The following is a 12,533-nucleotide window of genomic DNA, read 5'->3' on the forward strand; positions in this document are numbered from 1 at the left end:
CAGCCGTATTCCCAGGTCGCCGTCAGGCCGCGTAGGCCCCCGCGAGGACGCCGAGGAAGGCGCCCGCGATCAGGAACGGACCGAACGGGATGGCCGTCCTGCGCCCCGCCCGCCGGGCGACGACGAGGGCTCCGCCGTAGAGCGCGCCGAGCAGGAACCCGGCGAAGGTGCCGAGCATCACCGTCGGCCAGCCGTACCAGCCGAGGACGGCACCGGCGCTCAGCGCGAGCTTGACGTCGCCGAAGCCCATGCCGGCGGGGTTGACGAGGAACAGCACGCAGTAGCCGCCGCCGAGGGCGAGGGCGCCCAGCACGGCGGTGGTCCACTCCCCGGCGTGCTCGGGCACGAGGGCGGTGAGGCCGAGGAGGGCGAGTGCGGCGCCGGCGAGCGGCAGGGTGAGGGGGTCGGGCAGCCGCCGTACCCGCAGGTCGACGACGGCCAGGAGCACGCCGGCCGGCGCGAGCAGCAGCCAGACGGCCAGCTCGGGCCGGGTGCCGGTGGCGGCGGCGAGGGCGGCGCAGACGAGGGCGGTGACGGTGGCGAGCACGGCGGAGCGGGGGCCGTACGGCGCCTCGTCGGCCGGACACCGCCCGCACCGTGCCCGCCCGAGCCAGCCCCGGACGGGGTGCGTTCGCGGGCAACGCTCGTGCCACGCCTCCCCCGCGGGGGCGGAGAAGCGGTAGGCGGCCCGCGGCAGCAGCGCCCCCGCCGCCGCGCCCCACGCCACGGCGACGGCGACGGCGAGGAGGTCGAGGTCGAGGCCGAGGTCGGGAGCGGGACTCATCCGGCGGCCGCGACGCCGTCGCGCCAGGTCGGCAGCAGCTCGTCGAGCAGGGCCTCGGTGCGCGGCGGGAGGCCGCGCGCCCCGCTGCGGTCGATGAGGTCGGCGGCGAGGGCGCTGAGCCGGTCGGTGTCGCCGGTGGCGTGCGTGGCGCGCAGCAGCTCGTGCCACAGGCGCTCGTCGGCGGGCGCCGTGCGCAGGGCCGCGTTCAGCGCCTCGATGGCCTTCTCCGCGCGGTTCTTCTCCAGGTGGAACTCGGAGAGCGCCAGCCCGGTGTCCGCGACCAGCAGCGGGAGCTGGGCGTCGACGATCTCGTGGGTGAGCCAGCGGTAGCGGCCCTCGGGCCGGTCGGCGAGCAGCGGCCCGCGCACCAGCACCAGCGCGTCGGTGAGCAGCCGACCGCGTACCTGGCGGCTGTCGACGCCCCGGCCCTGCGTGGCCTCGTAGTAGAGGGAGCGCAGTACGTCCAGGTCGGAGACGACGGACTTGGCGAGGGTGAGCCGCCCGGTGGCGTCGGTGCCGAGCCTCGGCGTGCCGTCGGGATCGGTGCCCAGCCAGACCCGCAGCCGCTCCAGCAGCGCGTCGCGCACGTCCGCCGTCACACCGCGCGGCCACAGCGCGGAGGACAGCACGCGCGGGTGGACGCCCTCACGGTGCAGCAGGAGCAGCGCGAGCGCCTCGTGGAGCTGGGCGCTGCGGTCGTCGTCGGGGGCGTCCAGGCCGATGATCTCGTACGACCCGACGAGGCGCGCGTAGACCGCGGGCCGCCCCTGTTCGCTGATGTCCACGAGGAACGGAGGGGTGTTGGCCGGTCCGCCGGGCCCGCCGGGTCCGTGCCCGGGGTCGGCGTCGGTGAACAACTCGACGACGGCCCGCTGCTGCGCGGCCGGCAGCAACTGGGCCTCCAGCTCCAGCCCGAGGAGCGGGGCGAGCAGCTTGCCCTCGCCGGTGATCTCCATCTCCCAGGCGGCGCCGGGCAGCTCGCCGCCTGCGGTGCCGACGAGGTACCCGATGCCGAGGCGGCCGGCGTCGGAGGCGAGTTCGGCGAGCCGCAGGGCGTCCTCGTCGGACGGCTGGGCGGCCAGCAGGACGAGGTGCGGCGCCCACCGCGTGTGCTGGGCGGGCCCGGTGCGGCCGGTGAGGACGGAGTCGTGCCCGGCGGCGCCGAGCGCGCCGCGCCGCTGCCGGGTCTCGGCGGACATGGTCTCGAAGAGGTCCTCGAACCCGTCGAGGTGGCGGATCCGGTTGGGCGCGAGGGGCGTGAGGTCCTCCCCGAACCCGACCAGAGTGATGGTCATACGGTCCGACCAGCCGTTGGTGGCCAGCTCGGCGGCGACCGACGCGAACACGGCGGCCCGGTCGGCCTCCGCGCCGCTGAGCGAGACGAGGCCGGGCACCGCCTCCAGGTTGAGCAGCAGCCGGGAGTCGTCCATGGTGCCGAGGCTGACGAGCCCGGGGTACGGCGCGGCCGTGTCGGCGTCGTCGTACCGCTCGGCGTCGGCGCGGGCCAGCAGCCAGAAGGTCTGGTTCTGCCCGGACTGCCAGGGCGCCGGCGGCTTCCCGGCCGGCTGCGCGAGCTGGAGGTGCAGGTCGCCGTCGCCGCTCATCCAGGCCGCGTAGACGACGGGCAGCGGGCGCGACTCGGCGGCGAGGGCGGCGGACAGCCCGCGCAGCGACCGGTCCAGCAGGCGTACGCCCTCGGGGTCGGCGCCGACGAGCAGCGCGTCCTGCACGTCCTGGGCGTCACCGGTCGGCGTGGGCGGCTCCATGCCGCGCCGCCCGCCGACGCTGCCGAGCGCCGACTGCCACAGCGCCTGGCGGCGCCGACGGCCGAGGGCACCGAGGAGACCGGCGGCGAGGAGAGGAGCGGTGAGCAGGGCCTCGGGCAGCCCGAAGGAGTGCCCGGCCTCGGCGGGGGTGGCGGAGTGTTCCTGCCCGGTGCTGGGAGCGGGGGCCGGCCGCGCGGGCGTGACGGGGGCGGGCCGCTGCTCGGGAAGGGACACGCGAGCGTCGCCGCCTGCGGCTCCGCCGCCACCCTGCGCCTGGTCGCCCGTCCGCGCGTAGTCGTGGATCTGCTGCCGCACCTGCTCGGACACCTTCGGCGCCTCGTCGGGCATCTCGACGAGCTCGCCGCCGCGCGCGTCACCGGGCATCTCCATGATCCACCCGGGCCGGATGAGGCTGGCCTCGGACAGCTTGGACCCGTCCGGCTGCACACGGTCCTTGTTGAGCTCGAATATCTCCTTGTACCGGCGCCCGTCACCGAGGTGCCGGTCGGCGATCTCCCAGAGGGAGTCGTGGTGGCGCCCCTCCGGCGGCTGGATCCGGTAGTACTTCGTGTCGCCGTGCGCGGCGGAGCCACCGTCGGCGCGGGCCGCCGCCTGTCCGGCCTGCTCGGCGAGGGCGCTCGCGGCGCCGGCGGCCGACTCCTGCTGCTGGGTGAAGAGTCCCGGCGTCTGCTGGGCCGCGGCGACGGACGGCCTCTGGTTGCCCTCCAGGCTCTGCCCGAGCTGCGACAGCCCCGGCGTGAGGCTGGCCGCGGTGGCGCCGACGAGCAGCAGGGCGGCGACGAGCTGCCGGGCCAGCAACTGACTGGGCCCGGCCCCCGGCACCCGCCCCGGCACCCCGACGCCGGACAGCGCGGCCTTGACCTCGATGAGCACGCAGGCGGTGAACTGGGCCCACGCGAACCAGACCACGACGGTCAGGATGTGCAGGAAGGTCTGGACGGTGATCTCACGCTGCAGCCAGTCCAGGCCGGGCGCACCGTCCGGCAGCGGCCAGCCGATCTGCGTGGCCAGCGCGAGGGGCACCCCGGCCACGAGCACGAGCAGCACGACGAAGGCGAGGAACGCCTTGACGAAGTCCCCGAACGACCGCCGCCGCACCCGCACCGGTTGAGGCGTCCGGTTCCGGGGAGCCGAGGGAGCCGTCGAGCTTGAGGAGCTTGAGGTGCGGCGTCGCGGCATGGGCGGAGTCCTGGGTCGTGTGTGGGCGTGTACGAAGGTCGGCTGGGACTGCCAGGATGGCTGGGGCATCCGATATGAGGGGTGTGCTGAGCCTACAGAGATCTTATGGACTACCGCTGACAGCGCTGAAGGACCAGCGGAACCCCACATCGCGGCTTCCGTCCGCTCTGCACCCTTCGCCCGGTTACGTCGGCCGCCCCTCCGCCCCCACACAATCCCCCGAAACCGACCAGGGCCCCTGCACCGCCCCCCTGATAACTTCGTTCCCTGTCACACGCGTCGTACCCGGGGGGAACACAAGTGGCCCGCAGCAGCGCCCTCACCATCACCGCCGCCACCCTCACCGCGGCGGCGACCCTCCTCCTGACCGCCTGCGGCGGAAGCAGCGACGACTCCTCGCCGGACGACATCAAGGGGGCGGAGACGGGGGCGAGCAGCCCTTCGGCATCGGCTTCGGCGTCGGAAGCGGCCGTCGCGAACCGGCCGGACGTGAGCCTTCCCGCGGACCTGAAGCTGGTCTTCGACTTCGAGAAGCCGTCGGACGCGGACCAGGCCGCAGCACTGGAAGACGCCGCCAACTACATCAGAGCGCTGAACCACGGCATCACCGAGCAGGACGCGAAGGATCCGGCTTACGGCTTCTACTCGGCGGCCGGGGCCGCTCGGTACGCCGAGTCTCAGATCAAGGAGTACGTGGACGGCGGCTGGACCCTCACCGGTGAGGACCGCTACTACCAGGCGGAGACCAGCTCGGTCGGCGAGGCGCAGAAGGCCAAGTCGATCCTCGTCACGTTCTGCGAGGACCAGTCCAAGGCCTTTGGCAAGGAGGTGAAGACCGGAAAGGTCCATCGAACCGAGGAGAGCCTCGCCAGTTACCAGAAGTTCAGCATCCTCATGGCCTCCCAGCAGGACTCTCCGGTGTGGCGGGCCCAGCAGATCACCGTCGAGGGGAAAGCCGCAGAATGCCGCAGCTGATCGCTCCCGGCCGTGCAGGTTGGGTGGTAGCACTGGCCGCGAGCTCCGTGCTGTGGACCGCGGGCGTGGCCCATGCCGACAAACCCGTGGGTGGCACCACGCCGCCGGCGGGCGGCAGCGACGAGCAACAGGGTGGGACGAACGGCCGCACCCTGCTGGCCTCGGTCTCCCAGTCCAGGATTCAGGTCACCTATCCAGACGGTCGAACAGGCAGCGGCTCCATGGAGGACCTGACCTCCGTCGACCCCAACTGGGAACCGCCCGTCTGCTGGTACGAGCCGGTGTTCACCCCGGAACAGCTGAAGGCCGCGGTCGCGGACCTGAAGAAGAACGGCGGCCTGGGCGCCGTGAACGCCCATGAGTTCTGGACCTCGGGAATCTTCGTGGACCACTACGAGGAGGGCGAGGAGCAGGACAACTTCGACATCAACTCGTCCAAGAACACCATGGCCAAGGGCTACAAGGACTACAACGTCGGCAAGGACGGGATGTTCTGGCGCAGCGTGGTCCGCAAGGGCCACGAGCACGACCCGAAGGCCTGGGGCTGCGGCCGCATCATGTTCTGGCAGGACGCCGGCACGATCCCGGACGACGAACACGCCCCCACTCCCGAGACGCTCGCCGCCTACGCGTACGACCAGATCGACGTACCCAAGACCGAGGTGGAGCTGAAGCCCGAGGCCAAGTCCACCGTCAATCTCCCGACCTGGGTCTGGCTGGACAAGGGCACCTTCAAGGAGGTCAAGGTCCGCGCCGAGCTCCCCAACACCGGCCTGTGGGCGGAGACGACCGCGAAACCCGTCGCCCTCCACCTGGAGCCCGGCACGGCCGACGCGGAGACCTTCCCCGCCTCCGGCGACTGCGAGATCAACGCCGACGGCTCGATCGGTACGCCGTACACGCAGGGCAAGGCCGACGAGACCCCGCCCTGCGGCATCCGCTACCTCCGCGCCTCCAGCGGCGAGCCGTACCAGCTGAAGGCCTCGATCACCTGGGAAATCTCCTGGGAGGGTACGGGCGGGGCCCAGGGCGACCTGCCGGACGGCACCTTCGAGACGACCCAGGACATGGAAGTCCAGGAGATCCAGTCCATCAACCGCTGATCTGAGTGGTCAGGTGGACGGGCGCGCCCGCGTCCCCGTCTCACCGCACAGTCTGTCGCGTGTGGCGGCGCTGGCCCTTCCCCTGTCCTTCACCACCAGCGCGGTCCCCTCCGAACGCTCCGAGGACGCGTGGGACTGGCTGCCCGCGGCCGACGGTTCTCACCGCGCTTCCGCGCAGGACCCCGAGGAGGAACCGAGCCCCCCGACGGCGCCGGCGCCCGTCGGTGTGTCGCTGGCGGTCCCCGACTCGTGGTGGGAGTTCGACATCCGTCCGGAAGGCCGCGAGGCGACCATCCGTGGCCTCGTCGACGAGCGCGTCCGTGAGTTCTCCGACCTCGCCCCGTACCGCGCCGAAGTGACGGCCATGCTTCGCAAGATGGCGAAGGACGCCCATGACTCCGGCGCGATCTACCTGGGCTGCATGGCCGAGAACTTCGACGGCGTCCCGCTCTCCGCGACCGTCACCGTGTCCGTCCTCGGCGCCAGGAACAAGCAGGGCGTCGCCCTGTCCACCGACCCCCGTGCCATCGCCGAGAGCCTGCGTACGATCACCCCTCGCCGTGACGGGGACGCCTGGCGCAAGGTCACGACCGTGGACATCCCGGACGTGGGCACGGCCGCGCGGACCTACGGCATCGAGGATGTACCCGTCGCGCTGGGCGACAGCCGTACGCTGCGCATGGTGCTGACCCAGACGTACATCCCCGTCCCGGGAACCACCGACCAGGTGGTCCTCGTCTCCGGGGCCAGCCCGGTACTGGACCTCGCCGAGGCCTTCCACGACATCTTCGACGCCGTGACCAGTACCTTCCGTTTGGCCTGACAGGTTGGGGGCTTCAGGCCATGGGCCAGGGCAAGAGCGACCTCGCGCTGCCGCTGTCGGAGATGGAGGACTACGGGCGCCGGCTCCGGTCGCTGAAGACACGGCTGAACCACACCAAGAAGCTCTTCGAGTCGTACAAGGACGCCATCGGCGACGGCAGCGTCAACGACGCCCTCGGTGACTTCGAGTCGAACTGGGAGGACGGCCGCGAGGACATCTCCCAGCAGCTCGACGCCCTCGCCGACATGTCGGACGCCGTGGTCCGGGAGTTCAAGAAGCTGGACGACGACCTCACCAAGAAGGTCAACGACGCTGTGAAGACGGAGGACAGGCGGGACGGGAAGGGCAGCGGCGAGAAGTAGGCACGTCACGGGCAGGGCTGGGTTTCACCTTCCCCCGGCGTCCCGGCCGCCCGGCTCAGCGGTTCACCGACTGGATCTCCTGCACCGTCACGTCCTGCGTGGCGCCGAACGTGCCGTCGGGGAGGTCGCCGCCCTCGCCGGTGGTGCTCGTCCAGGTGATCTGCCATGTGACGGTGGCCTGCAGGGGGTACGAGCCGTCCGAGCCGGACGCACGCAGATAGGTGACGCCGCAGGGCGGGGTGTCGTTCGCCCTGCCCTTCTCGTACGGTTCGCCGATGCTGCCGTCGGCGTTGATCCCGCATTCGCCCGAGGCGGGGTACGTCCGGGCGTCGCTCGTGCCCGGGTCGATGTGCAGGGAGACCGGTTCGGCGGTGGTGGTCGCGGACAGCCCCGTACCCGGGAGGCTGGCGGTGACCGAGATCTTCTTGAACCTGGCCTTGTCGAGCCAGACCCAGGTGGGCAGGTTCACCTTCGTGGTCCCGGCGGGGGCCATCGTGATCTCGGTGTCCGGGACGGGGAGTTCGTCGTAGGCGTACTCGGCGAGGACCTTGGGGGTCAGGGCGAGGGGCTCATCGGGGACAGCGCCCTCGTCCACCCAGAACGGCTGCTTGTTGCAGGAGTTGGCCGCCGGGTCGTCCTTGCGGTTGGGGTTCTTGACCGCCGCCCAGAACATCCCCTTGCCCTCTTTGTCGAGGTTGTAGTTCTTATAGGGGTCGCCATCCTTGTAGTAAGCGTCCAGCGAGTCACCGACGAAGTCCCCTATGCCACTGAGGAACGGCAGACCGTCGATGCTCCGCCACAGCTTCACGGTCTTCTCGATCTCCTTGGGCGAGAAGGCGGGCTCGTACCAGCAGGCCGGCGGCGTCCAGTTGCTGTTCTCCGGGCTGAGTGTCCCCGTAGTCGTCCGCTGGGAACTGCCGTTCACACTGGTCGTGACCTTGGTCTCCGCCCTGATGACCCCGTCCTGGGCGGACCCGCTGGAACTGCCCTCCGTACCACCTCCGGCATCGCGGCCACCACCAGCGACCGCGACGGACGGCACGGCGCTCACCGCGAGGGCCAGGACGGGGACGAGGAGGAAACGCCGGGAGGCCGTAGGACGCATCACATGCACCTCTTCGCCGCCTCGGTCGATGACACGCTCGTGGTCTGCCAAACGCCTTCGGCGTTCTGTTCCAGCCTGGTGTTGTAGAAGACGTAGTCGCTCGGCGACGCCTTCACCGACCTGTCCACCTTGCCCGTCTTACGGTCCTTCGGGTACGTAGCTGTCCCGTCCACGCAGTACGTGACCGTCGCCGATCCGTCCTTCGCGAACGTGACCTCACGGTCGTAGTAGCGGGTCTTGCCCGTGAAGCTGCGGTCGTTGTCGTAGAAGGACTTGACGTAGGTCGCCGCTGACATGAGGGCATCGCCCTTCGAGTAGAACTCGAGCGCCGGGTGTTCTGCCGCGTCGACGACGATCGCCTCGTCGATCGAGTTGACCCGCCTCTCGTTGTCCGCCAGGACCGCGTCCTTCTTCACGTCGCCCGTCGAGCCGCCCTCGAAGACGTTCTCGATGTCCTTCGGCAGCTTGATCTCCGGCCGCTCGACGGTGTCGGCCGAGGACGAGGCGGACGGAGAAGCGGACGCCGAAGCCCCCGTGTCCGCCCCCGCGATCTTGTCCTTCCCCGAGTCCTCGGTCTCGGAGCCGCCGCAGCCGGACAGCAGGAGGGCGACCGCCGTCGTCAGGGCGGCGGCCGTGGTGGCAGTGGTCGTGCGTGTGCGCATGGGAGTCGTACCTCCGTTGGTGAGGGTGGGGGGACAGGAAGGGAGGGAGAGTGGCGGCATCGGTCACCCCACCTCGTTCTCCGCCACCGCCTGCCCGTGGACGACCACGTCGCCGCCGTAGAACACGCCCGTGAAGACCGGGGAGTAGGTGAGCTGGACCTCGACCTGCACCTGGGCGGCGTCGGCCGTCACGCAGTGGGTCGCGGCGATGTCTTGGCCGGCCATGTCCATCTCCGCGGCGAAGGCCTTGACCCTCGCGTCGCAGTTCTCGTAGTTGATGGGTGCGGGGCCGCCCACGTCGTCGTAGAGGGCCTCGCGGTCGATGTCCTGGGCGGCGTAGCGGGCGGCCTGTTCGGCGATGTCGGCGGCGCGTTCGCGCTTGGAGATGGACATGCCGCCGTCGATGACGAAGGCCGTGAGGGAGAGGAAGACCAGGGCGAAGACGATGACCGCGCCGGCGCCGGAGCCGCGGTCGTCCAGGCGGGTGCGCCGGTCCGTGAGCCACGTGCGTACGACAGACCTCACGCCGTCCTCCGGTACGGGTCCAGCGGGGAGCTGAAGCTCGCCGAGAGGGTGGTGGGGATGTCGAGGCCGATCATCGCCAGGCCACGCACCTCGCAGCTCACCTCGACCGTGAAGAGCGTGTCCGGCTCGAATCCCGCGCTCTTCTGGACCACCGACACCGGGCCTGAGCAGACGTCCTCCAGGTTAGCTTCGGCTGCCTTCCTCGCCTCCGCGACGGCCGTGCCGTGGTCCTTCTGGATCGAGCCCGCGCGGGCCGCGTCCCGCGCCGCGCCGTCGAGCGCGCCGCGGCCGTCGACCAGCTGGCCGAAGGCCACCAGGACCAGGATGAAAAGGATCATCACCGGGGCGAGGATCACCACCTCGATGGTGGACAGGCCGGAGTCGCCGTCCCGCCGTAGGCGGGCTGGGAGGCAGGCCCGGGCGCGGGAGAGGCCCATCTAGTTCTCCCCCTCCTGCACGAACCGTTCCACCGGGCCCATCGACTGCGCGTGCACCGTCAGGTCCAGGCCCGGGAAGACCGTCGGGATGCGGGCCGTGATCTCCACGCCGACCGTGTCCTGCTCCGGCTGGAGCGTCTTCACGTCCGGGGAGAGGACCAGTTGCGGGCCGAGCTGGCTGATGTAGCTGTCGACCACGTCCCGCGCCTCGCCCCGCCAGCCGCCGGGCTGGTCGTGCGCCGTCGCGCGGGCCTTGCGCGCGCCCGCCTGGGCCGCCGCCTGGGCCACGTGATCGGCGAAGAAGTACAGCCCGAACTGCACCGTCGCGAAGATCATGAAGAACAGGACCGGCGTGAGCAGGACGAACTCGATCGCGGTCATGCCGGAGTCGCCGCGGGTGACCGCCGCCTCACGTGCGGTCTCCACCCTGCGGCGCACCCGTCTCAGCATGGTGCCCGGCATCCCCGTCAACCCCGTTCGTCGCGCCTGGTGCGATCAGCAGATCGGCGGATCAGCAGGTGCTGCCCGCGTCCGCGCCCTTGATGCAGTCGCCGACCTTGTTGGCGCCCTCGCTGAGCGCGGCGTTGATGATGGCGGCCACCACGCCGACGATCGCCACGACGACCGCGGAGATGATGACCCACTCGACCGCGGACGCTCCGCGGTCCAGCTCGCCGGAGCGGGCGCGGTCCACGCGGGCCCGCAGGAAGGTGATCAGGAAGTCGACGGGCACGATGCCCGTGGTGCCGGTGCGGACGTTCCGTACGCTCATGGTGAGTTGTCCTCTCGAATCAGATTCTGGAAGCGGCTCGGAGTGGGAAGAGCAGCGTCACACCTGAAACACCCGCATCGCCGCCGGATAGATCAGGAACACCAGGAACCCGGCGCACAGCAGGAGCTGGGCCACGAGCATCGACTGCGACTTCTCACCCGCGCTGCCCTCGATCTCGGCGAGCTCGCGGTGCCGCATGGTCTCGGCGCGGGAGGCGAGGGACTCGCGGACCTTGGCGCCGTCGTCGGCCACCAGGGCCAGGGAGGCGGAGAGGTCCTTCAGCTCCTCGACGCCCAGGTCCTCGCCGAGCTGGCCCAGCGCCTGCCACTGGCTGATGCCGGTGATGCGCGCGTCGGCCAGTGCGTTGCGGATGCGATGGGTCGCCCAGCCGTCCGACACCTCCGCCGCGGCCATCAGGGCCTCGGGCAGACCACGGCCGCCGGCCAGGCTCATGGACACCAGGTCCAGGTAGGCACCGATCACGCGGCGCAGGTCACGCCGCTTGTCGGCCGCGTCCCGGCGTACCTCCAGGTCGGGCAGGAAGAAGAAGATCGCCGCACAGAGCAGGGCCAGCCAGACCGGGATGATCGGGCTGTCGTTGAAGCCCAGCGTCCAGACGATCGCGAACAGGAACGGGCCGAAGAACAGCCCGCCCACGGCCAGCAGCACCTTGGTCGCCAGGAACTTCTCCCAGCTGCGGTCCAGCACCGCCAGGTCGGCGCGCAGCGAGCGCTGCTCCCAGCCCTGCTGGAGGTACAGCTCGGCGACGCGCGCGCCGACCTGGGCGCGCAGCGTGCCGAGGCGGCCGGTGTCCTGCGCCGTACGCGACGACGACTCGTACGCCGCTCCGCGCGCCCGCATCGCGTCGATGCGGGCGACCTGCTGGATCGGGCTCCGTCTGCTCGGCATCAGGGCGCGGATCAGGGCGTAGACGCCCAGGCCGATGACGGCACCGACCAGGACCGGCATGGTCAGGTTCATCGTCGTACCCCCTCGTCACCAGACGCCCGCGACGGCTGTGACGGTTGCGGCAGCCGCTGCGCGGGCTGGCCCTGCCGGCCCGTCCGGTCCGACGTACGGGGACGCACGAACTGGACGTCGGAACCGTCCCGCACCAGGAAGCGTTCCGGCGTCTCGATGGTCGACAGCTTGCGCAGCCACCAGAAGCCCAGCGCGAACAGGCCGCACACGCAGGCCAGGACGAGCTGGCCGACGGGCGAGCCGTACGGCTCCACGAAGTCCCGGTTGAAGAGGGACAGGCCGAGGACGAACAGCACGGACACCGCCACGACGATCTGCACCGACCGGCGGGTCGAGGCGCGCTGCGCCATCACCCGCTGGCGCATGTCGACCTCCTCGCGGGCCGACTTGGCGAGCGCGCCGAGGACCTGGCGCAGACCCGGTCCGCGCAGCCGCGCGTTGAGGATCAGCGCCGCGACGATGATGTCGGCCGACGCGTCGTCGATCTCGTCGGCGAGGTGCTGGAGCGCGTCGGGCAGCGGGGTGCGGGAACGCAGCCGGTCCACCAGGGCGTCCAGGTGCGGACGCAGCACCGGGGCGGCGGCGCGGGCCGAGGCCGGGATGGCCTGCTCCAGGCCGACCGCGCCCGCGATGGTGTCGCGCAGCGACTCCGTCCAGGAGGCGAGGGCCTCCACGCGTTTCATGGCGGCACGCTCTTCGGCGGCGCCGCCGAAGAGGCGGTCCCAGAAGAAGACGAGGACGCCGGCCGCGATGCCGAGCACCGCCCAGCGGGTGAGGAGCAGCACCACGAGACCGACGATGGCCGCGAGCGAGCCGCGCCGGCCCACCCAGCGGATCAGTTCGTTGGCCCGCTCGGTCGCCTGCCGCTTCTCGTGCTCGGGCTTGGCGGGCAGGCCGCGTACGGCGACGAGGAGCAGGGCGAGGCCGCCGCCGACGGCGACGCCGCAGCCGAGCGCGTACAGGACGGTGGTGGAGAACAGGCCGCCCATGGAGCCGAGCGAGTCGAGTGCGGCGAGCCGGGTCGGTTCGGTCGTCATC

14 protein-coding genes are annotated in these 12,533 nt (G+C 71.4%); 4 read left to right on the forward strand and 10 right to left on the reverse strand.

The window, feature by feature from the left end; translation table 11 throughout:
- Positions 1 to 22: 22 nt before the first annotated feature.
- Positions 23 to 784, reverse strand: a complete 762-nt coding sequence (locus KUM32_RS05355; protein ID WP_217140628.1) for an A24 family peptidase — start codon at positions 782 to 784, stop codon at positions 23 to 25.
- Positions 781 to 3,750: a BTAD domain-containing putative transcriptional regulator gene (locus tag KUM32_RS05360; RefSeq protein ID WP_217140629.1), complete on the reverse strand. Its 2,970-nt coding sequence runs from the start codon at positions 3,748 to 3,750 to the stop codon at positions 781 to 783. Before KUM32_RS05360 ends, KUM32_RS05355 begins: the two co-directional genes overlap by 4 nt.
- A gap of 300 nt (positions 3,751 to 4,050) precedes the next feature.
- Between KUM32_RS05360 and KUM32_RS05365 the strand changes: the two genes are divergently transcribed.
- The 4 genes from KUM32_RS05365 to KUM32_RS05380 all read left to right on the forward strand — a co-directional run bounded on the left by KUM32_RS05365 (position 4,051) and on the right by KUM32_RS05380 (position 7,013).
- Positions 4,051 to 4,725 (forward strand): hypothetical protein, encoded by a 675-nt coding sequence (locus tag KUM32_RS05365; protein ID WP_217140630.1) that lies wholly within the window; start codon positions 4,051 to 4,053, stop codon positions 4,723 to 4,725.
- On the forward strand, positions 4,713 to 5,828 hold the full coding sequence (locus tag KUM32_RS05370) for a hypothetical protein (RefSeq protein ID WP_217140631.1): 1,116 nt from the start codon (positions 4,713 to 4,715) through the stop codon (positions 5,826 to 5,828). Before KUM32_RS05365 ends, KUM32_RS05370 begins: the two co-directional genes overlap by 13 nt.
- Before the next feature lie 364 nt (positions 5,829 to 6,192).
- On the forward strand, positions 6,193 to 6,651 hold the full coding sequence (locus KUM32_RS05375) for a hypothetical protein (protein ID WP_254405086.1): 459 nt from the start codon (positions 6,193 to 6,195) through the stop codon (positions 6,649 to 6,651).
- Positions 6,652 to 6,671: 20 nt separating this feature from the next.
- Positions 6,672 to 7,013, forward strand: a complete 342-nt coding sequence (locus KUM32_RS05380; RefSeq protein WP_217140632.1) for a hypothetical protein — start codon at positions 6,672 to 6,674, stop codon at positions 7,011 to 7,013.
- Positions 7,014 to 7,068: 55 nt separating this feature from the next.
- Here KUM32_RS05380 and KUM32_RS05385 read toward each other — a convergent pair whose 3' ends face one another.
- From KUM32_RS05385 to KUM32_RS05420, 8 genes are all read right to left on the reverse strand, one after another.
- Positions 7,069 to 8,118, reverse strand: coding sequence for a hypothetical protein (locus KUM32_RS05385; RefSeq protein WP_217140633.1), 1,050 nt, complete (start codon positions 8,116 to 8,118; stop codon positions 7,069 to 7,071).
- Positions 8,118 to 8,780, reverse strand: coding sequence for a hypothetical protein (locus KUM32_RS05390; protein WP_217140634.1), 663 nt, complete (start codon positions 8,778 to 8,780; stop codon positions 8,118 to 8,120). The genes KUM32_RS05385 and KUM32_RS05390 overlap by 1 nt, the downstream gene beginning before the upstream one ends.
- Positions 8,781 to 8,843: 63 nt before the next feature.
- Positions 8,844 to 9,305, reverse strand: a complete 462-nt coding sequence (locus KUM32_RS05395) for a pilus assembly protein TadG-related protein (protein ID WP_217140635.1) — start codon at positions 9,303 to 9,305, stop codon at positions 8,844 to 8,846.
- Entirely contained in the window at positions 9,302 to 9,742 is a 441-nt protein-coding gene (locus KUM32_RS05400) for a TadE/TadG family type IV pilus assembly protein (protein ID WP_217140636.1), read from the reverse strand. Before KUM32_RS05400 ends, KUM32_RS05395 begins: the two co-directional genes overlap by 4 nt.
- Positions 9,743 to 10,204, reverse strand: coding sequence for a TadE family protein (locus KUM32_RS05405; RefSeq protein WP_374227484.1), 462 nt, complete (start codon positions 10,202 to 10,204; stop codon positions 9,743 to 9,745).
- Between the two features lie 49 nt (positions 10,205 to 10,253).
- Entirely contained in the window at positions 10,254 to 10,514 is a 261-nt protein-coding gene (locus KUM32_RS05410; RefSeq protein WP_217140638.1) for a hypothetical protein, read from the reverse strand.
- Between the two features lie 57 nt (positions 10,515 to 10,571).
- Positions 10,572 to 11,495, reverse strand: coding sequence for a type II secretion system F family protein (locus KUM32_RS05415; protein ID WP_217140639.1), 924 nt, complete (start codon positions 11,493 to 11,495; stop codon positions 10,572 to 10,574).
- Positions 11,492 to 12,532, reverse strand: a complete 1,041-nt coding sequence (locus KUM32_RS05420; RefSeq protein WP_254405065.1) for a type II secretion system F family protein — start codon at positions 12,530 to 12,532, stop codon at positions 11,492 to 11,494. The genes KUM32_RS05415 and KUM32_RS05420 overlap by 4 nt, the downstream gene beginning before the upstream one ends.
- Position 12,533 lies beyond the last annotated feature (1 nt).

The sequence above is a fragment of the Streptomyces sp. AC627_RSS907 genome (assembly GCF_019049165.1).

Bases quoted from the DNA above. Each gene is read 5' to 3' on its own strand.
- KUM32_RS05355 (WP_217140628.1), bottom strand. From the start codon at position 784: ATGAGTCCCGCTCCCGACCTCGGCCTCGACCTCGACCTCCTCGCCGTC.
- KUM32_RS05360 (WP_217140629.1), bottom strand. From the start codon at position 3,750: ATGCCGCGACGCCGCACCTCAAGCTCCTCAAGCTCGACGGCTCCCTCG.
- KUM32_RS05370 (WP_217140631.1), top strand. From the start codon at position 4,713: ATGCCGCAGCTGATCGCTCCCGGCCGTGCAGGTTGGGTGGTAGCACTG.
- KUM32_RS05375 (WP_254405086.1), top strand. From the start codon at position 6,193: ATGCTTCGCAAGATGGCGAAGGACGCCCATGACTCCGGCGCGATCTAC.
- KUM32_RS05380 (WP_217140632.1), top strand. From the start codon at position 6,672: ATGGGCCAGGGCAAGAGCGACCTCGCGCTGCCGCTGTCGGAGATGGAG.
- KUM32_RS05385 (WP_217140633.1), bottom strand. From the start codon at position 8,118: ATGCGTCCTACGGCCTCCCGGCGTTTCCTCCTCGTCCCCGTCCTGGCC.
- KUM32_RS05390 (WP_217140634.1), bottom strand. From the start codon at position 8,780: ATGCGCACACGCACGACCACTGCCACCACGGCCGCCGCCCTGACGACG.
- KUM32_RS05400 (WP_217140636.1), bottom strand. From the start codon at position 9,742: ATGGGCCTCTCCCGCGCCCGGGCCTGCCTCCCAGCCCGCCTACGGCGG.
- KUM32_RS05405 (WP_374227484.1), bottom strand. From the start codon at position 10,204: ATGCCGGGCACCATGCTGAGACGGGTGCGCCGCAGGGTGGAGACCGCA.
- KUM32_RS05410 (WP_217140638.1), bottom strand. From the start codon at position 10,514: ATGAGCGTACGGAACGTCCGCACCGGCACCACGGGCATCGTGCCCGTC.
- KUM32_RS05415 (WP_217140639.1), bottom strand. From the start codon at position 11,495: ATGAACCTGACCATGCCGGTCCTGGTCGGTGCCGTCATCGGCCTGGGC.
- KUM32_RS05420 (WP_254405065.1), bottom strand. From the start codon at position 12,532: ATGACGACCGAACCGACCCGGCTCGCCGCACTCGACTCGCTCGGCTCC.